General features: G+C 72.7%; 19 protein-coding genes and 1 tRNA gene. 18 read left to right on the forward strand and 2 right to left on the reverse strand.

The window, feature by feature from the left end:
- The first annotated feature begins 136 nt into the window (after positions 1–136).
- The 8 genes from ABZ495_RS08705 to ABZ495_RS08740 all read left to right on the forward strand — a co-directional run bounded on the left by ABZ495_RS08705 (position 137) and on the right by ABZ495_RS08740 (position 8265).
- The gene (locus tag ABZ495_RS08705) at positions 137–1303 is read left to right on the forward strand and encodes an LLM class flavin-dependent oxidoreductase (RefSeq protein ID WP_359835019.1); all 1167 of its coding nucleotides are present in this window, start codon (positions 137–139) and stop codon (positions 1301–1303) included.
- Positions 1300–1860 carry a GNAT family N-acetyltransferase gene (locus ABZ495_RS08710; protein WP_359803175.1) on the forward strand — a complete coding sequence of 187 codons (561 nt, stop codon included), beginning with the start codon at positions 1300–1302 and terminating at the stop codon, positions 1858–1860. Before ABZ495_RS08705 ends, ABZ495_RS08710 begins: the two co-directional genes overlap by 4 nt.
- Positions 1857–2807, forward strand: coding sequence for an ABC transporter substrate-binding protein (locus ABZ495_RS08715; RefSeq protein WP_359835021.1), 951 nt, complete (start codon positions 1857–1859; stop codon positions 2805–2807). The genes ABZ495_RS08710 and ABZ495_RS08715 overlap by 4 nt, the downstream gene beginning before the upstream one ends.
- Before the next feature lie 40 nt (positions 2808–2847).
- Positions 2848–3864 carry an amino acid ABC transporter permease gene (locus ABZ495_RS08720; RefSeq protein ID WP_352289325.1) on the forward strand — a complete coding sequence of 339 codons (1017 nt, stop codon included), beginning with the start codon at positions 2848–2850 and terminating at the stop codon, positions 3862–3864.
- A 20-nt stretch (positions 3865–3884) separates the two neighbouring features.
- On the forward strand, positions 3885–4637 hold the full coding sequence (locus ABZ495_RS08725) for an amino acid ABC transporter ATP-binding protein (RefSeq protein WP_359803317.1): 753 nt from the start codon (positions 3885–3887) through the stop codon (positions 4635–4637).
- An 86-nt stretch (positions 4638–4723) separates the two neighbouring features.
- Positions 4724–5713 (forward strand): ABC transporter substrate-binding protein, encoded by a 990-nt coding sequence (locus ABZ495_RS08730; protein WP_329489591.1) that lies wholly within the window; start codon positions 4724–4726, stop codon positions 5711–5713.
- A gap of 93 nt (positions 5714–5806) precedes the next feature.
- Positions 5807–7069 (forward strand): serine/threonine-protein kinase, encoded by a 1263-nt coding sequence (locus tag ABZ495_RS08735; RefSeq protein ID WP_359835023.1) that lies wholly within the window; start codon positions 5807–5809, stop codon positions 7067–7069.
- A gap of 344 nt (positions 7070–7413) precedes the next feature.
- The gene (locus ABZ495_RS08740; protein ID WP_359803168.1) at positions 7414–8265 is read left to right on the forward strand and encodes a fumarylacetoacetate hydrolase family protein; all 852 of its coding nucleotides are present in this window, start codon (positions 7414–7416) and stop codon (positions 8263–8265) included.
- Between the two features lie 99 nt (positions 8266–8364).
- On the opposite strand, the gene ABZ495_RS08745 is transcribed toward ABZ495_RS08740, so the two are convergent.
- Positions 8365–9099 (reverse strand): TetR/AcrR family transcriptional regulator, encoded by a 735-nt coding sequence (locus ABZ495_RS08745; protein ID WP_329489594.1) that lies wholly within the window; start codon positions 9097–9099, stop codon positions 8365–8367.
- A gap of 267 nt (positions 9100–9366) precedes the next feature.
- Between ABZ495_RS08745 and ABZ495_RS08750 the strand changes: the two genes are divergently transcribed.
- The 5 genes from ABZ495_RS08750 to ABZ495_RS08770 all read left to right on the forward strand — a co-directional run bounded on the left by ABZ495_RS08750 (position 9367) and on the right by ABZ495_RS08770 (position 15807).
- Entirely contained in the window at positions 9367–10056 is a 690-nt protein-coding gene (locus tag ABZ495_RS08750; protein ID WP_359835024.1) for a rhomboid-like protein, read from the forward strand.
- Positions 10057–10120: 64 nt separating this feature from the next.
- Positions 10121–11824 carry a DUF885 domain-containing protein gene (locus ABZ495_RS08755; protein ID WP_329489596.1) on the forward strand — a complete coding sequence of 568 codons (1704 nt, stop codon included), beginning with the start codon at positions 10121–10123 and terminating at the stop codon, positions 11822–11824.
- A gap of 303 nt (positions 11825–12127) precedes the next feature.
- On the forward strand, positions 12128–13618 hold the full coding sequence (locus ABZ495_RS08760) for an MFS transporter (RefSeq protein WP_359835026.1): 1491 nt from the start codon (positions 12128–12130) through the stop codon (positions 13616–13618).
- Positions 13619–13891: 273 nt separating this feature from the next.
- Positions 13892–14875: a serine protease gene (locus tag ABZ495_RS08765; protein ID WP_359835028.1), complete on the forward strand. Its 984-nt coding sequence runs from the start codon at positions 13892–13894 to the stop codon at positions 14873–14875.
- A gap of 86 nt (positions 14876–14961) precedes the next feature.
- On the forward strand, positions 14962–15807 hold the full coding sequence (locus ABZ495_RS08770; RefSeq protein ID WP_359835030.1) for an LppX_LprAFG lipoprotein: 846 nt from the start codon (positions 14962–14964) through the stop codon (positions 15805–15807).
- A 145-nt stretch (positions 15808–15952) separates the two neighbouring features.
- Here ABZ495_RS08770 and ABZ495_RS08775 read toward each other — a convergent pair.
- Positions 15953–16024 (reverse strand) — tRNA-Arg (locus ABZ495_RS08775).
- Between the two features lie 178 nt (positions 16025–16202).
- Between ABZ495_RS08775 and ABZ495_RS08780 the strand changes: the two genes are divergently transcribed.
- From ABZ495_RS08780 to thrC, 5 genes are all read left to right on the forward strand, one after another.
- A complete protein-coding gene (locus ABZ495_RS08780) occupies positions 16203–16631 on the forward strand; it encodes a response regulator (protein WP_352289352.1) in 429 nt (142 codons plus the stop codon).
- Positions 16632–16704: 73 nt separating this feature from the next.
- On the forward strand, positions 16705–18366 hold the full coding sequence (gene argS / locus ABZ495_RS08785; protein ID WP_352289355.1) for an arginine--tRNA ligase: 1662 nt from the start codon (positions 16705–16707) through the stop codon (positions 18364–18366).
- 87 nt (positions 18367–18453) lie between these two features.
- Positions 18454–19845 (forward strand): diaminopimelate decarboxylase, encoded by a 1392-nt coding sequence (gene lysA / locus ABZ495_RS08790; RefSeq protein ID WP_359803158.1) that lies wholly within the window; start codon positions 18454–18456, stop codon positions 19843–19845.
- A 136-nt stretch (positions 19846–19981) separates the two neighbouring features.
- On the forward strand, positions 19982–21274 hold the full coding sequence (locus ABZ495_RS08795; protein ID WP_329489602.1) for a homoserine dehydrogenase: 1293 nt from the start codon (positions 19982–19984) through the stop codon (positions 21272–21274).
- Positions 21275–21282: 8 nt separating this feature from the next.
- Positions 21283–22371, forward strand: coding sequence for a threonine synthase (thrC, locus tag ABZ495_RS08800; RefSeq protein ID WP_329489603.1), 1089 nt, complete (start codon positions 21283–21285; stop codon positions 22369–22371).
- Positions 22372–22641 lie beyond the last annotated feature (270 nt).

Below are 22641 nucleotides of genomic sequence, written 5' to 3' on the forward strand. Positions count from 1 at the left end.
CCCGCTCGGCCTTCTCGCTCCGTGCTCCCTGCTCCCTGCTCCCCGCTCCGTGCTCCAAGCCTGGCTCTGCCACGGCCTGTTCCGGTCTGCCCACCCGCAGCCGCCGGATTCCGTACGACCCGAAAGGTCAGTCACCATGCCCGTCGAATTCCTCGGCATCGCCGCCACCGGTGATGGTTCGGAGACCACCCCCCGCTCCACGGCGGCCTTCGACCGCGACTACACCCTGCGGCTGGCCCGGGCCCACGAGGACAACGGCTGGGACCGCGTGCTGTTCGCCTACGGCGCCGGCGCCCCCGACCCGGCGGCGGCCGCGGCGTTCCTCGCGGCCCGGCTCGACCGGCTCCAGATCCTGCTGGCCCACCGGCCGAACGTCTCCTACCCGACCTACGCGGCGAAGACCTTCGCCACCCTGGACCGGATCAGCGACGGGCGGCTCACCGTCCACTTCATCACCGGCGGCAACGACCACGAGCAGCAGCGCGAGGGCGACTTCCTGACCAAGGACCAGCGCTACGCCCGCACCCGTGAGTACATCGGGATCGTCAAGAAGGCGTGGACCAGCACGGAGGCCTTCGACCACGAGGGCGAGTACTACCGCTTCAACGACTTCGTCTCGGACGTCTTCCCCGTCCAGGCCCCGCGCCCGGGCGTCTCCTTCGGCGGCTCCTCGGAGGCCGCCTACGCGGCCGGCGGGGCGGAGGCGGACATCTACTGCCTCTGGGGCGAACCGCTGGCCCGGACCGCCGAGCAGATCGAGCGGGTCAAGGAGGCCGCGCGGGCCGCCGGCCGGACGGACGTGCCGCGCATCCAGGTCGCCTTCCGGCCGATCATCGCGCCGACCGAGGAACTGGCCTGGGAGAAGGCGTACCGGACGGTGGACGCGATCCGGGCCCGCAAGGAGTCCGGCGAGCTGGTCCGGCGCGGTGCGGCCGAGGCCCGGACCCCGGAGAACACCGGGTCGCAGCGGCTGCTGGAGATCGCCGCGGCCGGCGAGCGCTACGACCGCGCGCTCTGGACCCCGACCGCGGCCGCCACCGGCGGGGCCGGCAACTCCAACGCCCTGGTCGGCACGCCGGAGACGGTCGCGCAGGCGCTGCTCGACTACTACGACCTCGGCGTGGACATCCTCTCCGCGCGCGGCTACGCGCTGCTCGACGACGCGATCGACTTCGGCCGGTACGTCATCCCGCTGGTGCGCGAGGAGGTCGCCCGGCGGGACGCCGCGAAGGCGGCCGAGGCGGCCGAGCGGGAGGCCCGGGCCGAGCGCGACCGCCACCAGCTGATCGCGGTCCAGGCGTGAGCGGCACCAGCCTGGCGACCGAGGTCCGCCGGGTGACGATCGACGATCCCCTGGTCGAGCCGCTGCTGCGGGAGCTCACCCACGAGTACGTCACCCGCTACGGGCCAGATGCCCGGGAGGAGATGAGCCGGTACCCGAAGGACGCCTTCGCGGAGCCGGCCGGCGTACTGCTGCTCCTGCTGGAGGACGGCGAGCCGGTGGCCGGCGGTGCGTACAAGCGGTACGACGAACGGACCGCCGAGGTGAAGCGGATGTGGACGCATTCCGCGCACCGCCGCCGGGGGCTGGCCAGCCGGGTGCTGGCCGAGCTGGAGCGGGCCGCGCGGGCGGTCGGCTACACCCGGATCTTCCTCACCACCGGCCCGCGCCAGCCCGAGGCCAGGGGGCTCTACCTGGCGACCGGCTACACCCCGCTGTTCGACGTCGACGCCGATCCGCTGGAGATCGGCCCGCTGGCGTTCGAGAAGTCCCTGCCGGCCCGCACCGACAGCGAGCGGGCCGAGGCCCCCGCGCGACCCCATCACGCACCGACCCCGAAAGGCGCCCACCTCCCGTGAGAACCACCACCGTCCGCCGCCGCCTGCTCGCGGCCACCGCCCTGCTGCCGGTCCTGGCCCTGGCCGCGTGCGGTTCGGACCCGAAGACCGCCGCCCAGCCGGGCGCCGGCCAGGCGGCGGTCGACGCCGCCGCGCAGGACCTCGTCTCCGGCGTCGCCAAGTCGGACGCGGCGGCCGCCCTGCTGCCCGAGGACGTCCGCAAGGCCGGGACGGTGAAGTTCGGCTCGGCGATCGCCTCGCCGCCCGCCGCCTTCTACCCCGACCAGGCCACCAAGAAGGCGGCCGGGGTGGACATCGACTTCACCGACGCGGTGGCCAAGGTGCTCGGCCTGACCGTGGAGCGCGAGGAGGCCGCCTTCGAGACCATCCTGCCCGCGCTGGGCAGCGGCAAGTACGACGTCGGCACCGGCAACTTCGGGGTCACCGCCGTCCGGTTGAAGACCATCGACTTCGTCACCTACATCGACGACGGCCAGGGCTTCGCGGTCAAGAAGGACAACACCAGCGTCCAGCCGGTCACCGACCTCGCGCAGCTCTGCGGGCTGGTCATCGGCACCGGGGCCGGCACCACCTTCGAGACCACGCTGAACGCCAAGAAGAACGTCTGCACCGACGCCGGCAAGAAGCCCTTCGAGGTGAAGGCGTTCAGCGACAACGGCGCCACGCTGACCGGCCTCCAGCAGGGGCGGATCGACGTCGTGATGTCGACCATCAACGGCCTGCGCTACCAGGCGTCCCAGGAGGCGTCGGGGACGAAGTTCCTCGGCGAGTTCCACCGGCTGGACGTCGGCTTCGCGTTCAAGAAGGGCTCCCCGCTCGCCCCGGCCTTCCAGGCGGCGGTCAACCAGCTGATCAAGGACGGGACGTACGACAAGATCGTCAAGAAGTGGGGAGTCGTCGATTCGGCGATCAAGGAATCCCAGATCAGCCCGCCCGAGCACGTGTGACCCCCTGTCCGGGCCCCGGGCCTGTTGGAGGAATCCCCCCATGAGCATCACCACCACCGAGGCCGGTCCGCCGGCCGGAAGAACCGCCACCAAGGCGCCCGCCGCCCCGGCCGGGCGCGTCGACCTCGGCGAGCTGGCCGGTCTGCGGACCGTCCGGGCCCGCCACCCGTGGCGCTGGGCGGCCGGCCTCGCCGCCGTCGTCGTCCTGCTCCAGTTCGCCCACGGGCTGGCCACCAACCCCGGCTGGGACTGGGCGACCTTCCGGGTCTACTTCTCCGCCGACACCATCCTGCGCGCCGTCGGCCGCACCATCGAACTCACCTTCTACGGAACGCTGCTGGGCTTCCTGCTGGGTGCGGTGGTGGCGGCGATGCGGCTGTCGCGCAGCGCGATCCTGCAGTCCATCGCCTGGGCCTACGTCTGGGCGTTCCGCTCCATCCCGCTGATCGTGCAACTGGTCTTCTGGTTCAACCTCTCCTACCTCTACAAGCGGTTCGGCATCGGGATCCCGTTCGGCCCGACCTTCGCCGAGTTCGAGACGATGGGGGTGCTGGGCGCGCTCGGCGCCGCCGTGCTGGGGCTGGGCCTGCACCAGGCGGCGTTCGCCGCGGAGATCATCCGCGGCGGCATCATCGCGGTCGACGGCGGGCAGCGCGAGGCCGCCGCCGCGCTGGGCGTGCCGCGCTGGCGCCAGGCCTGGCGGATCGTGCTGCCGCAGGCCATGCGCGGCATCCTGCCGGCCGCCGCCAACGAGGTGATCTCGCTGTTCAAGGGCACCTCGGTGGTCTACGTGATGGCCATCGGCGAGCTCTTCTACCAGGTGCAGGTCGTCTACGGCCGCACCGGCCGGGTGGTGCCGCTGCTGATGGTGGCCACCGTCTGGTACGTGCTGCTGACCACGGTGCTGTCGCTCGGCCAGTACTACGTCGAGCGCTACTTCGCCCGGGGCGCCGAACGCACCCCGCCGCCCACCCCGCTGCAGCGGGCCCGGGCCTTCGTCCAGGGCCTGCGGGCCGACCGCACCCCCGTCGAGACCGCTACCGGAGGACGCTCGTGACCACCCCCGTCGTGGAACCCATGGTGCAGGTCAGGGGCCTGCACAAGAGCTTCGGCCCGCTCGCCGTGCTGCGCGGCGTCGACCTCGACGTGCCGGCCGGATCGGTGACGGTGGTGCTCGGCCCCTCCGGCTCCGGCAAGTCGACGCTGCTGCGCTCGATCAACCACCTGGAGAAGCTGGACCGCGGCTTCGTCGCGATCGACGGCGAGCTGATCGGCTACCGCCGCTCCGGCGACCGGCTGCACGAGCTCAGGGAGCGCGACGTCCTGCGCCAGCGCACCAACATCGGCTTCGTGTTCCAGAACTTCAACCTGTTCCCGCACCTCACGGTGGTGGAGAACATCATCGAGGCCCCGGTCAGCGCGCTGCGCCGGCCCAAGGCCGAGGCCCGGGCGGCCGCGCTGGCGCTGCTGGAACGGGTCGGCCTCGCCGACAAGGCGGACGCCTACCCGCGCCAGCTCTCCGGCGGCCAGCAGCAACGGGTGGCGATCGCCCGGGCGCTGGCGCTGGAGCCGAAGGTGCTGCTCTTCGACGAGCCGACCTCGGCGCTCGACCCGGAGCTGGTGGGCGAGGTGCTGGACGTCATCAAGGACCTCGCCCGGGCCGGCACCACCATGATCGTGGTGACCCACGAGATCGGCTTCGCCCGCGAGGTCGCCGACACCGTGGTCTTCATGGACGGCGGGGTGGTGGTCGAGCAGGGCCCGCCGAAGGCCGTCCTGGACGATCCGCAGCACGAGCGCACCCGCGCCTTCCTCGCCAAGGTCCTCTGACCCCCCTCGCCGATCCCCTTCGCCGACCTCCCCTCGCCGACCCCCTCCCGCTCCCCGACCCTCTTCCAGCCATCAGGAGTTCCGCCATGTCCCTACCCCGTCGCGCCCTCGTGACCGCCGCCGCCGCGCTCGCCGCCACCCTCACCCTCGCCGCCTGCGGCAGCTCCACGGACGCCGCCGCGGAGCTCGCCCCCGCGAAGGGCAGTACCGCGCCCAACGGCACCACGGTGAACCTGACGCCGAATCAGAACCGCATCACGACGGCGAAGGTGGACGCCATCGCGGCGCTGGTTCCGGAGGAGGTCAGAAAGAGAGGGACGCTGACGGTCGCCAACTCGCTTGGTACCACGCCGCCGCTGGACTTCTACGCGAACGACGACAAGACCATCATCGGGGTCGAGCCCGACCTCGCCTCGCTGGTCGGTGACGTCCTCGGCCTGAAGGTCGAGTTCAACCCGGTCTCCTGGGAGAACGTCTTCGTGGGCCTGGACAGCGGCAAGTTCGACGTCGGCATGACCAACATCACCGTCACCGAGGCCCGCAAGGAGAAGTACGACTTCGCCACCTACCGGCTGGACATCCTCGGCTTCGAGGCGAAGAAGGGCACCGGCTGGAAGGTCGCCGGCCCCAAGGACGTGGCCGGCAAGACGATCGCCGTCTCCTCCGGCACCAACCAGGAGAAGCTGCTGATCTCCTGGAACGAGGAGAACGTGAAGAACGGCCTCAAGCCGGCCGACATCAAGTACTTCCAGAGCTCCTCCGACTACTACCTGGCGCTCTCCTCCGGCCGGATCGACGCCTACGTCGGCCCCAACCCGAGCTCGGCCTTCCACGCCGTGCAGACCGGTGAGACCGAGGTGGTCGGCACCTACTCCGGCGGTGGCGCGGACGTCCTGGGGAAGATCGCGGCGACCACCAAGAAGGACAACGGGCTGGTCCAGGCACTGAACGGGGCGATCAACGAGATCATCAAGAACGGCACCTACGGCCAGGCGCTGAAGCGCTGGGGTCTCGACGGCGAGGCCGTCCAGACCTCCGAGATCAACCCGCCCGGCCTGCCCAAGCCCAAGCCGTAGCCCGTTCACCCCCATGTCCTCCCCCGACGCTATGGTGGCCCCGGTCACGGTGGACGCTGTTCGTATCCGGTGCACCCGGGGGTTGGGGGAGACATGAGGGCTGGGGAGGTTCTGGACGGCCGCTACCGGCTGGACCGGACGCTCGGCCGGGGCGGCTTCGGGGTGGTCTGGGCGGCCCACGACAACAACATCGGGCGGGCGGTCGCGGTCAAGGTCCTCTCCGAGGAGAAGGCGAGCGACGAGGAAGCGGTCGCGCGGTTCGTCCGCGAGGCCAAGACCGCCGGCAGCCTGTCCAATCCGCACATCGTCACGTTGCACGACTACGGCCGGGTCCAGCAGGGCGCCTGGTCCACCCACTACCTGGTGATGGAGCTGGTCCGCGGCCGCCCGCTGTCCGCGGTGCTCAAGGAGGGCACGCCCGACCCGGCGCTCGCGCTGAAGTGGGCCCGGCAGGTCTGCAAGGCGCTGGACGCCGCCCACCGTTCGGGCGTGGTGCACCGGGACATCAAGCCGGAGAACATCATGATCGCCGAGAGCGGCGAGGCCAAGGTGCTGGACTTCGGCATCGCCCGGCTGCTCACCCAGTCGGGCACCGGGCTCACGTCGACCGGTGTGGTCATCGGCACCCCGCCGTACCTGGCTCCCGAGTGCTGGGCCGGCGGCGCCATCGACGGCCGGGCCGACCTCTACGCGCTCGGCGTGGTGCTCTTCCAACTCTGCACCGGACAGCGCCCGTTCAACGCCGGATCGCCGGTCACCATGATGTACCAGCACCTCAACGACCCGCCGCCGCCGGTGCGCACCCCCTACCCGGCGCTCGCGGCCCTGATCGGCCGACTGCTCGCCAAGGACCCGGCCGACCGGCCCGCCGACGCCGCCGAGGTGCGCCGCCGGCTGCGCGAGATCCCGGTCGGGCAGAGCACCCCGGTCGGGCAGAGCACCCCGGTCGGCCGGAGCACCCCGGCCGCCCCGGCCCCGCCGCCCGAGCCGCCCGAGGCGCTGCGGCAGCGGGCCGACCGGGCCTGGGAGTACGGCGTGGAGGGCCGGCCCGAGGAGGCCGTCCGGATGCTGACCGAGCTGGTCCCGCGGTTCGCCCGCAGCTTCGGCCCGGCCGACCTCCGCACCCTGCGCACCTGTCACGACCTCGCCCTCTGGCTGGCCCGCGCCGGCAGCCCGGGCGCCGCCGCCGCGCTGCTGCGCGAGCTGGCCCCGGCCCTGTCCGGCGAGCCGAGGGCGCACGCCGACGTCCTGCGCGACCTCGACCGCTGGGAGCGGGAGCGCGACGAGGCCGGCCCCGGCCCGGCCCGGGCGCAACCCCTGGACCAGCTCCTCGGCGGCCCTGCGCACAGCGACTGACGCCCCGGGCGGCGGCAGCCGACGACCGACCGGCGCCGGGCCGCCGCCCCGCGCGTTCACCCCGGGCGGAGGCCCGTCCGCCCACGGTGGAGCCCTGTGGTCGAGCCCCGCGGTGGAGCCCCGTGCCGCCCGGCCCGCCGGGCGGCCGTCGCCCGGGCCGGGGGCTGTCAACCGTACGGGCACCTGATTCGGTGCTGCTCCGGGTTGTGGGAATTGATAGGAATTCGCCGAGCTGGACTGTCTGGTTCGCAGGCGGCAGCCGTTGATATACCTCGCAACAAGAGTTCGGTGCGGTGTGTGCGGCCGTACCGGCGAGCTGAGACGAAAGTGGTGGTGACGCTCAGATGAAGCTCCTCCGTGTCGGACCACCGGGCGCCGAGCGTCCGATCGCGCTGGGCCACGACGGCACCGCGTACGACCTCTCCGGGCACGCCCGGGACATCGACGGCGCCTTCCTGGCCGGGCTCGACCCGGCCGCGCTGGCCCGCGACGCGGCCGCCGGCCTGCTGCCGGTGGCCGACCTCGCCGGGCAGCGGGTCGGCGCTCCGGTCACCCGGCCGGGCAAGGTGGTCGGGATCGGGCTCAACTACCGGGACCACGCCGCCGAGGCCGGCGCGGCGATCCCGGACGAGCCGGTGATCTTCCTCAAGCCGAGCAACACCGTGGTCGGCCCGTACGACGAGGTACTGGTGCCCCGGGGCGGCGAGAAGACCGACTACGAGGCCGAACTGGCGATCGTGATCGGCCGCACCGCCCGGTACCTGGCCGGCCACCGGGAGGCGGCGGAGGCGATCGCGGGCTACACGATCGCCAACGACGTCACCGAGCGGGCCTTCCAGCTGGAGCGCGGCGGCCAGTGGGACAAGGGCAAGTCGGCGGAGACCTTCACGCCGCTCGGCCCCTGGCTGGTCACCGCGGACGAGGTCGCCGACCCGCAGCGGCTGCGGCTGCGCCTCTGGGTCAACGGCGGGCTGCGGCAGGACGGCTCCACCGCCGAGATGATCTTCCCGGTGCTGGAGATCGTCCGGTACGTCAGCCAGTTCATGGTGCTGGAGCCGGGGGACGTGATCGTCACCGGCACTCCGGCCGGCGTCACCCTGGGCCACCCGGGCACCCCGTTCCTGACCGCCGGGGACGTCGTGGAGATCGAGATCGACGGGCTGGGCCGCCAGCGTCAGGTGCTCGGCAAGGCCTGACGTCCGGGCGGCCCGACCCCGACCCCGGGCACGGGGGTCGCGGGTCGGGCCGCGAGAGCGAGCCGGACCCGCCCGCGAAGAGCCGCCGGGCCCCGCGCCTCAGCCGCCGAGCGCGGCCCGCAGCCGGGCGGTCCGTGGTGCGTCCGGGCCCTCCAGCGCCAGCAGCGCGGTCAGCACCTGCGCCGTCTGCGGATCGTGCAGCGCCGTCGCCGCGGCCATCGCCACGAACTGGTCCACCAGCCACTCCCGCAGCTCGTCCACCGGCAGCGCGCGGCCCTCGTCCAGCCAGGTCAGCGAGGTGCCCTCGACCACCGCGATCCACGAGCGCACCAGCAGCGTCAGCCGCGGCCCGGCCTCCCGGACCCCGAGGTGGCGCAGGGTCCGCTTGAGCGCCGCCCGCCGGACGTCGTCCACCATCGCCGAGGTGCGCTGCGTCTCCACCACCGAGCCGCCGCGCAGCAGGGCCGAGTATCCGGCGTCGTGCTCGGCCACGAAGGCGAAGTAGCTCTCCAGCACGGCGGCCAGCTGCTCGGTCGGGCTCCCGGTCAGCGGCACCGTGAACCGGCTGGTCAGCTCCTCCGCGGCGGTGCGCAGCGCGGCCTCGTACAACTGCTGCTTGCCGCCCGCGAAGTAGCGGTACACCAGCGGCCGGGAGGCCCCGGCGGCCTCCGCCACGTCGTCCAGGCTCACCTCGTCCGGCGGCCGCGAGGCGAACAGCTCCAGGGCGACCGCGATCAGCTGGTCCCGTCGCTGCTGCACCGTCAGCCGCCGGTACCCGCTGCGCCGCGGCCGGGCCTCGGAGGATGGTGGGACGGGCGCTGAGCTGGCTTCCATGGCGGTCAGCGTAATGGTCGCCGGTCCGATCGGATCCTTGCCTGCACCGATCATTCCGAACGGATGTTTGCCGCCCGGCCGCCCCAGCCGCCCGGCCGCCCCAGCCGCCCGGCCGCCCCGGCCCCCGCTGCCCCGACCTGCCCCGGCCCGCTCGTGACCCGCCGCCGCTCCGCGACCGCCCGCCCCGGCGGGTCGGCCCGCCGCACGGCGGGCCGGGCGCCGACCATGGGGACGGATCGTCGCCGTCGCTTCGAGGAGGGCCGCCGGATGGCGCGGGCAGTGCAGTGGACGGTGACCGTGCGCCGGGTGCCGGGCGCGGTCCTCCGGTGGGTCCGGTCGGCGCCCGGGACGTACCTGTGGCTGCTGCTCCTGGCGGCCACGGGCTTCGTGGTGGCGCGGATGGACCCGGCGCGGCTGGACTGGTTCCTGGCCGCCCGCTCGACCAACCTGGAGAACCTCCGCTCGGACCCGGTGCACGTCCTGGTGGCCAGTGCGCTCTGGACGGAGCAGTCGAGCTTCCTCCTCTACTTCGTGCTGTTCACCCTCTTCCACGCCAACGCGGAGCGCTGGCTGGGCACGCCGCGCTGGTTCACGGTGGCCGCCACCGCCCACGTGCTGGCCACCCTCGTCAGCGAGGGGGTGGTCGCCCGGGGCATCATGCGCGGCCGGCTGGGGGAGAGCCTGGCCGGCACGGTGGACGTCGGCGTCTCGTACGCGCTGGCCGGTGTGGTCGCCGTGCTGACGTACCGCTTCGCCGGCCGCTGGCGGCTGCTGTACGGGCTCGGCGTGCTGGTCTTCTACCTGGTGCCGCTGGTCGGTTCGCACACCTTCACGGACCTCGGACACTTCTGCGCGGTGCTGATCGGCCTCTGCTTCTTCCGGTTCGCCCGCGGCCGGTCCAGGTGGGACCCGGGACTGCTGCTCCGGCGCAGGCGGGAGCGCCGGGCGGAGGTCTGAAATGGCCGGTCCATGCCACAGGGTAGGGGCTTGCAATCGGCCCGGGCCGCGAAATGATGTCCGGATGGTTGAAGAACTGATCAGCTCCGACGGCACCACCCCGCGCCGTATTGCCGACGACTACGTGCAGGCCCTGGCCGAGCTCGACCCGCTGACCGCGGTGTACCTCGGGCTCAACCTCGACGACGACCGACTCCCCGACCTCTCCCCGGCCGGTGACGAGGCGCTCGCCGAACTCGGCCGCCGCACGCTCGCCCGGCTCGCGGACGCGGAGCGGGCCGGAGCTGCCGAGGACGAGGCCGAGCGCCGCTGCGCCCGGCTGCTGCGCGAGCGGCTCACCGCCTCGCTCGCCGTCCACGACGCGGGGGAGGGCTTCCGCGCGGTTCGCAACCTGGCCTCACCGGTCCACAACGTGCGGGACGTCTTCACCCTGATGCCCGCCGACACCGAGCAGCAGTGGGCGGTGATCGGGCGCCGGCTGGCCCGGGTGCCCCTCACGCTGGAGCAGTACCGGGCCACCCTCGCCGCGGGCATCGAGCGCGGTCTGCTCTCCGGCCCCCGTCAGGTGAGCACCGTGGTGGAGCAGCTCGGTGACTGGCTGGAGGGGGACGAGGCCGGCTGGTTCGGCGTCTTCGTCCGGCAGGCGCCCGAGGGGCTGCGCGCCGAGCTGGCCGGGCCCGCCGCCGCCGCTGCCGCCGCGGTGGCCGCGCTGCGTGACTGGCTGCGCGACGTCTACGGCCCGGCCGCCGCCGGCACCTCCGACACCATCGGGCGCGAGCGCTACGGCCGGTGGGTGCGCTACTGGACCGGCGCCGACCTCGACCTGGACGAGGCGTACGGCTGGGCCTGGCAGGAGTTCCACGGCCTGCTCGCCCAGATGGAGGCGGAGGCCGAGAAGGTGCTCCCCGGCTCCACCCCGATGGAGGCGATGCGGTGGCTGGAGAGCGACGGCCCCGCCGTCCAGGGCGCCGAAGCGACGCGTGAGTACCTCCAGGGGCTGATGGACGGGGCGATCCGCGACCTCCAGGGCACCCACTTCGACCTGGCCGAGCCGGTCACCCGGGTCGAGTCGATGATCGCCCCGGCGGGCAGCGCGGCCGCGCCGTACTACACCTCGCCGTCGCTGGACTTCACCCGCCCGGGGCGGACCTGGCTGCCGACCATCGGCCGGGAGCGCTTCCCGGTCTGGGACCTCGTCTCCACCTGGTACCACGAGGGCGTTCCCGGCCACCACCTGCAGCTCGCGCAGTGGAACTACGTCGCCGACCGGCTCTCCACCTACCAGGTCAGCATCGGCGGGGTGAGCGCCAACATGGAGGGCTGGGCGCTGTACGCCGAGCGCCTGATGGACGAGCTGGGCTACCTCACCGACCCGGGCCACCGGCTCGGCTACCTCAACGCCCAGATGATGCGCGCGCTGCGGGTGATCGTCGACATCGGCATGCACGTCGGGCTGGACTTCCCCGCGGACTCCCCGTTCCGCCCGGGCGAGGCGGTCCTGCCGGACGCCGCCCGGGAGTTCTTCGGCCGGTACTGCGGGCTGGCGCCGGAGGTCCTGGACAGCGAGCTGGTCCGCTACCTCGGCATGCCCGGCCAGGCGATCGGCTACAAGCTCGGCGAGCGGGCCTGGCAGCGCGGCCGGGCGGCGGCCCGGGCGGCGCACGAGGCGCGCGGCGAGGAGTTCGACCTCAAGGCCTGGCACATGGCGGCGCTCTCGCAGGGCTCGCTGGGGCTGGACGACCTGGTGGCGGAGCTGGCCGCGCTGTAGTGCGGTGCCGGCGACGGCGGGTGCCCCGGCCCGGGCGGCCGACGGCACGGCCCCCGGGTGCAGGGGCACCCGGGGGCTCTTCGCCGCCTCCGGCCGGGGCGGGCCTGGTCCCGCGGTCCCGGGCCAGTGGTCAATTAGTCCTATTCGTCCGATTTGGTGAGCTTTTTCCTTGCCATTCGCCGCGCGGAGCGTTTGGCTGGAAGGCGACTGCGTGACCTCTCCGAACCCCTGCGGAAGGCTCCCCCAGTGTCTGCTCAACCTGCCACCGGTCATAAGGCGGCGGACAGTCGTCGCTGGTGGGCATTGGCGGTCATCGCCATCGCCCAGCTGATGATCGTCCTCGACATCACCATCGTGAACATCGCCCTGCCCTCGGCCCAGAAGGACCTCGGGATATCCGACGCCAACCGGCAGTGGGTGATCACCGCCTACACGCTGGCCTTCGGTGGCCTGCTGCTCCTCGGCGGCCGGCTCGGCGACCTCTTCGGCCGCAAACGCGTCTTCATCATCGGCCTGCTCGGCTTCGCCCTCGCCTCCGCGATCGGCGGCGCCGCGTCCGGATCGGCGATGCTGTTCGCGGCCCGCGCCCTCCAGGGCGCCTTCGGCGCGCTCCTCGCCCCGTCCGCCCTGGGTCTGCTCTCCACCACCTTCAGCGATCCACGGGAACGCAGTACGGCGTTCGGCATCTTCGGTGCCATCGCCGGCGGCGGCGCCGCGATCGGCCTGCTCCTGGGCGGCCTGCTGACCGAGTACCTGAACTGGCGCTGGTGCCTGTTCGTGAACACCCCGATCGCCATCGCGACGGCCTTCGCCGCCTTCTCGATCCTCACCTCGGACCACGTCGCCAAGGGCCGCCGGGTCAAACTCGACCTGCCCGGCGCGTTCCTGGGCTGCGGCGGCCTGCTCGCCATCGTCTTCGGCACGTCCGAGGCGGTCAGCCGGGGCTGGGTGGACTGGCTGGTGCTGGGCTCGCTGGTGCTCGGCGCGCTCCTGCTGGTGGCCTTCGTGCTGGTGGAGCGGCGCACCGAACACGCGCTGCTGCCGCTGCACATCGTGGGCGAGCGCAACCGCGGCGGCGCCGCGCTCTCGATCGGCCTGGCGATGGTCGGGATGTTCGGCCTGTTCCTGTTCCTCACCTACTACCTCCAGGTGATCAAGCACTTCTCGCCGGTGATGTCCGGCGTCTCCTTCCTGCCGATGACGGCCGCCATCGTGATCAGTTCGACCGGGTTCGCGGCCCGGCTGATGACCAGGGTGCCCTCGCGCAACCTGATCGGGCCCGGGCTGCTGCTGGCCGCGGCCGCGATGGCCTGGCTGACCCAGATGAAGGTGGACAGTCCGTGGGCCGGCATGGTGCTCCCCGCCGAGCTGCTGCTCGGCTTCGGGATGGGCCTGGTGTTCATGCCGGCGATGAGCCTGGCCACCCTGGGCGTCGCCCCGAACGAGGCCGGCGCCGCGTCGGCCACTATCAACTCGGCCCAGCAGGTGGGCGGTTCCGTCGGTACGGCGCTGCTGAACACGATCGCGGCCAGTGCCACCGCGACGTACCTGGCCACCCGGATCGCCGGAAATCCCCAGGTCCAGGCCCAGGGCGCGGTGCACGGGTACGTGATCGCGACCTGGGTGGCGATGGGCATCCTGCTGGCGGCGGCGCTGATCGCCTTCCTGATGATCAACCACCGCCCGGCACCCGGCGAGGCCACCGGGGAGACCGTGTCCGGGGCGGGCGCGCAGGCCGGCGCGACGGCCACCGCGGGGGCGGCGGCGCCGAGCCACCGGCAGCGCGCCCGATGAGCCGCGGCCCCGGTACCCGCGTCGACTGAAACATGCCCCGAGGTCCCGCAGTCGACCTCCGGCGCCTCCCCGCTCCCGGCCACCCCGGGAGCGGGGAGGCGCCGCCGTGCCGGGGGGCGCCGGACCCGGGGTGACGCCTCGGGACCGACCGGCCCCGGGCCGCCGGGCGGAGGATTTCTCATCCGGCTCCCAGCCGGACATCACAGCCCTCCCAGCTCCCTGGGCCATAGTCGGACGGTACTCGCACCGACATCCAGGTCAGGAGGATCAGGCATGGGCCAGCACCATCGCCTTCAGCCCCGACGCAGGCTTCTGGCCCCCACCCTCCTCACCCTGCTCACGGTGCTCACCGTGGCGGCCGTCGTCACGGGCGCGCACGGCGTGACCTCGGAGGTGACGGCGGCGGGCAGCCCGACGGTGACCGCCCCGGCGGCCGCCACGTCGTCCCCCTCGCCCGCGCCCTCGTCCTCTGCCTCGGCGCCGGACGCGGCGGCCCCGGCCGCCACCGGGGCGCCCACGGACGGGGCCGCCGGCGAGGCCACCACCGACCAGGCCGCCGCCGAGGCGCCCACCGGCCCGGCCACCGCCGCCGTCACCGTCCCGGGCCCGCTCGGCACCACCGCGGTGGCCCCGGCCACGCCCGAATCCGCCACCGTGGGAGCCCTGTTCAGCGGCAAGGCCACGGCGGGCGAGCACTTCTGCACCGCCAGCGTGCTGCACAGCACCACGAAGAACCTGCTGATCACCGCCGCCCACTGCCTCGACAGCGCCGCCGGCGTCACCTTCGTCCCCGGCTACCGCGACGGCGCCGCCCCCTACGGCACCTGGCGGGTCACCGCGATCCACACCACCACCGGCTGGTCGCGGGACGGCGACCAGGACGAGGACTTCGCCGTCCTGGAGACCGCCTCCGACGGCGGCCGCCGGATCGAGGACGTGGTCGGCGCCAACCAGCTCGGCACCGACGAGCCCTTCGGCGTCACCGTCCGCCTCTACGGGTACCCGAGCGGCACCGAGGCGCCGCTCCTGTGCGGCAACACCACCGGCCGCCAGAGCACCTACCAGCGCGTCGTCGACTGCCCCGGCTACCCCGGCGGGACCAGCGGCGGCCCCTGGATCAGCACCACCACCGGCCATGTGGTCGGCGTCATCGGCGGCTACCAGGAGGGCGGCGACAGCCCCGACACCTCCTACAGCGCCGCCTTCGACCACACCGTGGCGGCCCTCTACGAGGAGGCGGTGGACGCGGCCTCCTGAGCCCGGCCCGGACAGCGGTTCGAACGGCGTTCTTCACATGAAACACTCTCCGTCGACGAAACCGACACACCCGGAGAGCCCCAACCGTGACCACCTCCCGCACCACCGCCCTGACGATCGCGGCGACGGCCCTGGCCCTCGCCACCGTGGCGGGGTGCAACGACGACACCGGGTCGGCCGCCCAGCCGGCCCCGACCTCCGCCGCGGCCTCCGCTGCCCCGACGGCCTCCCCGACGGCCACCGCCTCCTCGCCGGCCACCACCGCCCCGGCGCCCGCGAATTCGGCCGCCACCGCGTCCGCGAGCCCGGCCGCCGAGGGTGCCTTCGACCCCGAGCAGGCCCTGGCCGCGGCCGACAAGTCGCCCTACGCGGTCTCGGTGGTCATGATCACCGAGAGTGGCGGGGTGGCGCTGTCGACCATGAAGGGCCGCAGCAACCTCAACGGCGTCTGGACCGGCCGGATGGAGATGCGCACCACCGCGCCCGGTGTCGCCGAGCCGATCCTCTGGATCGAGAGCCTGACGACGGCCGACGCCAGCTACCTGCGCGACCTGTCCACGCCGGGTGACGAGTGGGCCAAGATGCCGCGCTCCACCGACAACGCGGTCGTCGACTACACCGACTACGCCAAGCTGCTGCTGGCCGCCGGCCCCGGTGCGCGCAAGGGCATGGAGACGCGTGACGGTGTCGCCGTCTACCACCTCACCGGCCACATCAGCACCGAACAGCTGAGCACCGTCGACCCGCGGACGTACAAGTCGCTGAAGGCGAAGGGCACCACCGGCTTCGACTTCGACCAGTGGATCGACCGCGCGGGCCGTACCCGCTACGCCGAGCAGCAGGTCGAGATGAAGGGCGTGAAGGCGGTCAACAAGGTCACCTTCTCCGACTTCGGCCCGGCCGAGACCTTCGCCGCCCCGGTGGCCGGCTGACCGCGAGCCGCCCGGAGCGCCGGGGCCGCCGTCCTTCCCGGGCGGCGGCCCCGGTCATGCCGCCCGCCCCGCCGCCGACATGACGAAGGCCCAGATCCGTGGATGAACTCCACTGATCTGGGCCTCTGTTGCACTTCTCGCGAAGTGCCCCCGGCAGGATTCGAACCTGCGCACCCGCCTCCGGAGGGCGGTGCTCTATCCCCTGAGCTACGGGGGCCTGCTTGGTGCTGTCGTCGCGTTCGCTTCGACGTGGAGAACATTACCAGGCCCGGGGCGTGGTCCGTGCACGGGTTTCCACCACCGGCCCGGCGGCGGGGAGCGGAGCTGGGCCGGAGGGGGAGCGGAAGTCCGGAAAGGCCGGACGGGGCGGCGGGCGCGCCGATACCCTCGGTGAGGTGTCGGGAGTGTCCGGGCGGGTCCTCGTGGTGGACGACAGCGAGGTGATCCGTCAGCTGATCAGGGTCAACCTGGAGCTGGAAGGCTTCGAGGTGGTGACCGCCGCCGACGGCGCCGAGTGCCTGGAGGTGGTCCGCCGGGTGCGGCCGGACGTGGTGACGCTGGACGTCGTGATGCCGCGGCTGGACGGCCTGCGGACGGCGGCCCGGCTGCGGGCGGCGCCGGTGACCAGCGGGCTGCCGATCGCGATCGTCAGCGCCTGCACGCCGGCCGACCTCGATCTCGGGGAGGCGGTCGGGGTGGACGGCTACCTGGGCAAGCCCTTCGACCCCGCCGATCTGGTGGCGCTGGTGTGGCGGCTGATGGCGCGGGCGGCGAGGCCGGACGGGTTTCGCCCTGAGCGAACAGAGCGCACGGATCGCGGCTGAGCACGGCGCGCGGGCGTCTCAACCGGCAAACCGGGTGGCGAGCGGGTACCCCGTCTCGCCTACGCTTGGCGTCGTGACCCCCGCAGAGCTTTCCCAGGCAGTCCAGGCCGCAGTGAGCGCCGCCGTCGAGGCGGGCGAGCTGGCCGTCGCCGTGCCCGAGCACGTGACGGTCGAGCGACCCAAGAACAGGGACCACGGCGACTACGCGACGAACGTGGCCCTCCAGCTCGCGAAGTCGGCCGGTCGGCCGCCGCGAGCCGTGGCCGACCTGGTGGCCGCCCGCCTGCGTGAACTGCCCGGGGTCGCCAAGGTCGACATCGCCGGGCCCGGCTTCCTGAACATCACGCTCGACGCCGCCACCCAGGGCGCGCTGGCGCGGAGCATCGTCGAGGCGGGCGAGTCCTACGGCCGCAACGAGGCGCTCAAGGGCCTGAAGATCAACCTGGAGTTCGTCTCCGCCAACCCGACCGGCCCGATCCACATCGGCGGCGTCCGCTGGGCCGCCGTCGGCGACTCGCTCGCCCGGGTGCTGCGGGCCACCGGCGCCGACGTCACCACCGAGTACTACCTGAACGACGCCGGCGTGCAGATCTCCAAGTTCGCCGGCTCGCTGAAGGCCGCCGCCAACGGGCAGCCCGTGCCGGCCGACGGCTACGTCGGCGAGTACATCGTCGACATCGCCAAGGCGATCGTGGACGGCGTCCCCGGCGTGCTCGACCTGCCCGAGGGCGAGCAGTTGGAGGTGTTCCGCACCGAGGGCCTCAAGCTCATGGTCGCCGAGATCCAGCGCTCGATGGAGGAGTTCGGCACCCACTTCGACGTCTGGTTCTCGGAGAAGTCGCTGCACGACTCCGGCGCCGTCGAGAAGGCCATCGAGCGGCTGCGCGAGCAGGGCCACGTCTTCGACCGGGACGGCGCGATCTGGCTGCGCACCACCGACTTCGGCGACGACAAGGACCGCGTCCTGGTCAAGGCCGACGGCGAGACCACCTACTTCGCCGCCGACGCCGCCTACTACCTCTCCAAGCGCGACCGCGGCTCCGAGGTCTCCGTCTACATGCTGGGCGCGGACCACCACGGCTACGTCAACCGCCTCAAGGCCATCTCGGCCTGCGCGGGCGACGACATGGACCGCAACATCGAGGTCAAGATCGGCCAGTTCGTGAAGATGCTTCGCGACGGCGAAGAGGTCCGCATGTCCAAGCGGGCCGGAAACATCATCACCATCGACGACGTGGTCGACTGGATCGGCGTGGACGCCGCCCGGTACACCCTGGCGCGCTCCTCCACCGACTCCACGATCACGCTCGACATCAACGTGCTGACCAGCCAGACCAACGAGAACCCGGTCTACTACGTCCAGTACGCGCACACCCGGATGTGCGGCGTCGCCCGCAAGGCCGCGGAGCTCGGCGTCGACAAGGGCCCGGCCGGGGACTTCAAACCCGAGCTGCTCGCCACCCAGTGGGAGAACGACGTCCTCGGCGCCCTCGGTGAGTTCCCGCGGATCCTGGCCACGGCCGGCGAGCTGCGCGAGCCGCACCGGGTCGCGCGCTACCTGGAGGACCTCGCGGGCAAGTACCACCGCCTGTACGAGAACTGCATGTTCCTGCCCAAGGGTGACGAAGAGCTCAACGACACGCACCGGGCCCGGCTGTGGCTGGTCGAGGCCACCCGCACGGTCATGGCCAACGGCCTCACGCTCCTGGGCGTGACGGCGCCCGAGCGGATGTAGGACCACCCCCAAGCGCACAGCGGGGGCGGCGGACGGTCAACGAGGACCGTCGCCGCCCCTCGCCATAAGCCAAGGAAGTAAGCAGAGATGAGCCGCTCCGCACACCCCGCAGGCCCCCGGCACGGCGACGTGCTGACCGAGGGCCACTACCAGGCGCCGCCGAGCGACCTGAACGCGCTCGACCCCAAGGTCTGGTCGAAGACCGTCGCCCGCGGTGCGGACGGCGTGGTCACCGTCGGCGGCCTCGACGTCAAGCGGCTCGCCGCCGAGTTCGGCACCCCGGCCTACGTCATGGACGAGGACGACTTCCGGGCCCGGGCCCGCGCCTGGCGCGAGGCCTTCGGCACCGGCGCGGACGTCTACTACGCGGGCAAGGCCTTCCTCTCCAAGGCGGTCGTGCGCTGGCTCCACGAGGAGGGCCTCAACCTCGACGTGTGCAGCGTCGGCGAACTGGCCGTGGCGCTGGCCGCCGGGATGCCGCCGGAGCGGATCGCGCTGCACGGCAACAACAAGTCGGTGGACGAGCTCGAACACGCGGTGAAGACCGGCGTCGGCCACATCGTGCTCGACTCCTACGAGGAGATCGAGCGGCTGGCCGCGATCGCCGGCCGGCAGGGCGTGCGCCAGCCGGTGCTGATCCGGGTCACGGTCGGCGTCGAGGCGCACACCCACGAGTTCATCGCCACCGCCCACGAGGACCAGAAGTTCGGGCTCTCGCTGAACGGGGGCGCGGCGGCCGAGGCGGTCCGCCGGGTGCTCGGCCACCCCGGCCTGGAGCTGCGCGGCATCCACTCGCACATCGGCTCGCAGATCTTCGACACGGCCGGCTTCGAGGTCGCCGCCCGCCGGGTGGTCGGCCTGCTCGCCGAGATCCGCGACGAACACGGCGTCGAGCTGCCCGAGATCGACCTCGGCGGCGGCCTCGGCATCGCGTACACCAGCGAGGACGACCCGCGCGAGCCGGCCGAGATCGCCGCCGCGCTGGCCGACATCGTCCGCCGCGAGTGCGCCGCCGCGAACCTGAGCGCCCCCCGGCTCTCCGTCGAGCCCGGCCGCGCGATCGTCGGCCCGACCGCCTTCACGCTGTACGAGGTCGGCACGATCAAGCCGCTGGAGGGTCTGCGCACCTACGTCAGCGTGGACGGCGGCATGTCGGACAACATCCGCACGGCGCTCTACGACGCCGAGTACTCGGTGGCCCTGGTGTCGCGCGCCAGCGCCGCCGAGCCGATGCTGGTCCGGGTGGTCGGCAAGCACTGCGAGTCCGGCGACATCGTCGTCCGGGACGCCTTCCTGCCGGCCGACCTGGCCCCGGGCGACCTGATCGCGGTGCCCGCCACCGGTGCCTACTGCCGCTCGATGGCGAGCAACTACAACCACGCCCTGAAGCCCCCCGTGCTGGCCGTCAAGGACGGTGCGGCCCGGGTGATCGTCCGGCGCGAGACGGAGGAGGATCTCCTGCGTCTCGATATCGGATGACGAAATTCTTGTCTCAGATCATGGAACGACCGTAGATCCGTACGGAAAGTCCCGGAGACTGGTACAGACCGAAGATCCGGCGGATCCCCGAAATACCGCCGGAAACCGAAGCACGAAGAATGCAGAGCGGAGTCGGATGATGCGTACGCGGCCGCTGAAGGTGGCGTTGCTGGGCTGTGGTGTGGTGGGCTCCGAGGTGGCGCGCATCATGACGACGGACGCCGCCGACCTCGCCGCGCGCATCGGCGCGCCGGTCGAGCTCGCCGGCATCGCGGTCCGCCGGGCCGGGCGGGTGCGCCCGGGCGTGCCGGAGCACCTGATCACGACGGATGCCGAGGCCCTGGTCAACCGGGGCGACATCGATGTGGTGATCGAGGTGGTGGGTGGCATCGAGCCCTCCAAACACCTCCTCCTGTCGGCGTTCCGCAACGGCGCCTCGGTGGTCAGCGCCAACAAGGCGCTGCTCGCCAAGGACGGCACCGAGCTGCACGCCGCGGCCGCCGAGGCCGGGGTGGACCTGTACTACGAGGCCGCGGTGGCCGGCGCGATCCCGCTGATCCGCCCGCTGCGCGAGTCCCTGGCCGGGGACAAGGTCAACCGGGTGCTCGGGATCGTCAACGGCACCACCAACTTCATCCTCGACAAGATGGACAGCACCGGCGCCGGCTACTCGGAGGCGCTGGAGGAGGCCACCGCGCTCGGTTACGCGGAGGCGGACCCGACGGCCGACGTGGAGGGCTTCGACGCGGCCGCCAAGGCCGCGATCCTGGCCGGCATCGCGTTCCACACCAAGGTCACCGCGGCGGACGTCTACCGCGAGGGCCTGACCGAGGTGACCGCCGCCGACATCGCCTCCGCCAAGCAGATGGGCTGCGTCGTCAAGCTGCTGGCGATCTGCGAGCGGGCGGCCGACGGCGCGTCCGTCACCGCGCGGGTCCACCCCGCGATGATCCCGCTCACGCACCCGCTGGCCTCGGTCCGCGAGGCGTACAACGCGGTGTTCGTGGAGGCCGAGGCGGCCGGCCGGCTGATGTTCTACGGCCCGGGCGCGGGCGGCGCGCCGACCGCCTCGGCGGTCCTCGGCGACCTCGTCGCGGTCTGCCGCAACAAGCTCGCCGGCGCCACCGGCCCCGGCGACTCGGTGTACACCCGGCTGCCGGCCAAGCCGATGGACGAGGTCGTCACCCGGTACCACGTCAGCCTCGACGTGGACGACCGCGCGGGCGTGCTCGCCCAGGTGGCGTCCGTCTTCGCCGAGCACGGGGTCTCCATCGACACCGTGCGCCAGCAGGGCCGCGACGGCGACGCCTCGCTCGTCGTGGTCACCCACCGTGCCACCGACGCCGCCCTGTCGGCGACGGTCGACAAGCTCCGCGCGCTGGACAGCGTGCGGGACGTGGCCAGCATCATGCGGGTCGAAGGGGAGTAGGAAGAGCCATGAACGCCGTGATCGCCAGAGGCGCGCACACCCACCAGTGGCGCGGGCTGATCGAGGAGTACCGTGACCGCCTGCCGGTCAGCGACACCACGCCCGTGGTCACCCTGCTGGAGGGCGGCACGCCGCTGGTGCCCGCCCAGGTGCTCTCCGAGCGCACCGGCTGCGAGGTCTACCTCAAGGTCGAGGGTGCCAACCCCACCGGGTCCTTCAAGGACCGCGGTATGACGATGGCCATCTCCAAGGCCAAGGAGGACGGCGCCCAGGCCGTCATCTGCGCCTCCACCGGCAACACCTCGGCCTCCGCCGCCGCCTACGCGGTGCGCGCCGGGATGGTGTCGGCGGTCTTGGTGCCGCAGGGCAAGATCGCGCTCGGCAAGATGGGCCAGGCGCTGGTCCACGGCGCCAAGATCCTTCAGGTGGACGGGAACTTCGACGACTGCCTCACCCTTGCGCGTGAACTGTCCGAGAAGTACCCGGTGGCGCTGGTCAACTCGGTGAACCCGGTGCGGATCGAGGGCCAGAAGACCGCCGCCTTCGAGATCGTGGACATGCTCGGCGACGCGCCGGACATCCACGTGCTCCCGGTCGGCAACGCGGGCAACATCACCGCGTACTGGAAGGGCTACCGCGAGTACGCCGCCGACGGACTGTCCACCCGGACGCCGCGCATGTGGGGCTTCCAGGCCTCCGGTTCGGCCCCGATCGTGGACGGCGCCCCGGTGCTCAAGCCGCAGACCATCGCCACCGCGATCCGGATCGGCAACCCCGCCTCCTGGGACTACGCGCTCGCCGCGCGGGACGAGTCGGGCGGCCTCATCGACAAGGTGACGGACCGTCAGATCCTCTCCGCCTACCGGCTGTTGGCCGCGCAGGAGGGTGTCTTCGTGGAGCCCGCCTCGGCCGCCTCGGTGGCCGGCCTGCTGGCCAAGGCGGAGGCCGGCCTGGTCGACCCGGGCCAGCGGATCGTCTGCACGGTGACCGGCAACGGCCTCAAGGACCCGGACTGGGCGGTGGCCGGCGCGCCGCAGCCGCAGATCGTCCCGATCGACCCCGAGGCCGCCGCCCAGCGCCTCGGCCTGCTCGACTGACCGGAAGCTATCCGACCGGAACAGGCCTGACCTGGCCGAATCACCGCCCCCGGACCAGGATCCGCCCAGCCGACCCGCCTTGAGCCGAGGGGGCACGGCGAGGCCGTAGGGGCGGGAGAAGCGAGGACACTCCGAGCCGAACCCGCCCCGAGCCGACCCCGCCCCGAGCCGACCCCGCCCCGAGCCGAAGGGGCGCGCCGGTGCCGAAAGGGAGAAGCGAGGACGCCCCGAGGAACGAGGGGCGTTGGAGCGCCGACCGTCGGCGCCGGG

Source organism: Kitasatospora sp. NPDC005748 (genome assembly GCF_040630735.1).
In the GTDB taxonomy this organism is placed as follows: Bacteria; Actinomycetota; Actinomycetes; order Streptomycetales; family Streptomycetaceae; genus Kitasatospora.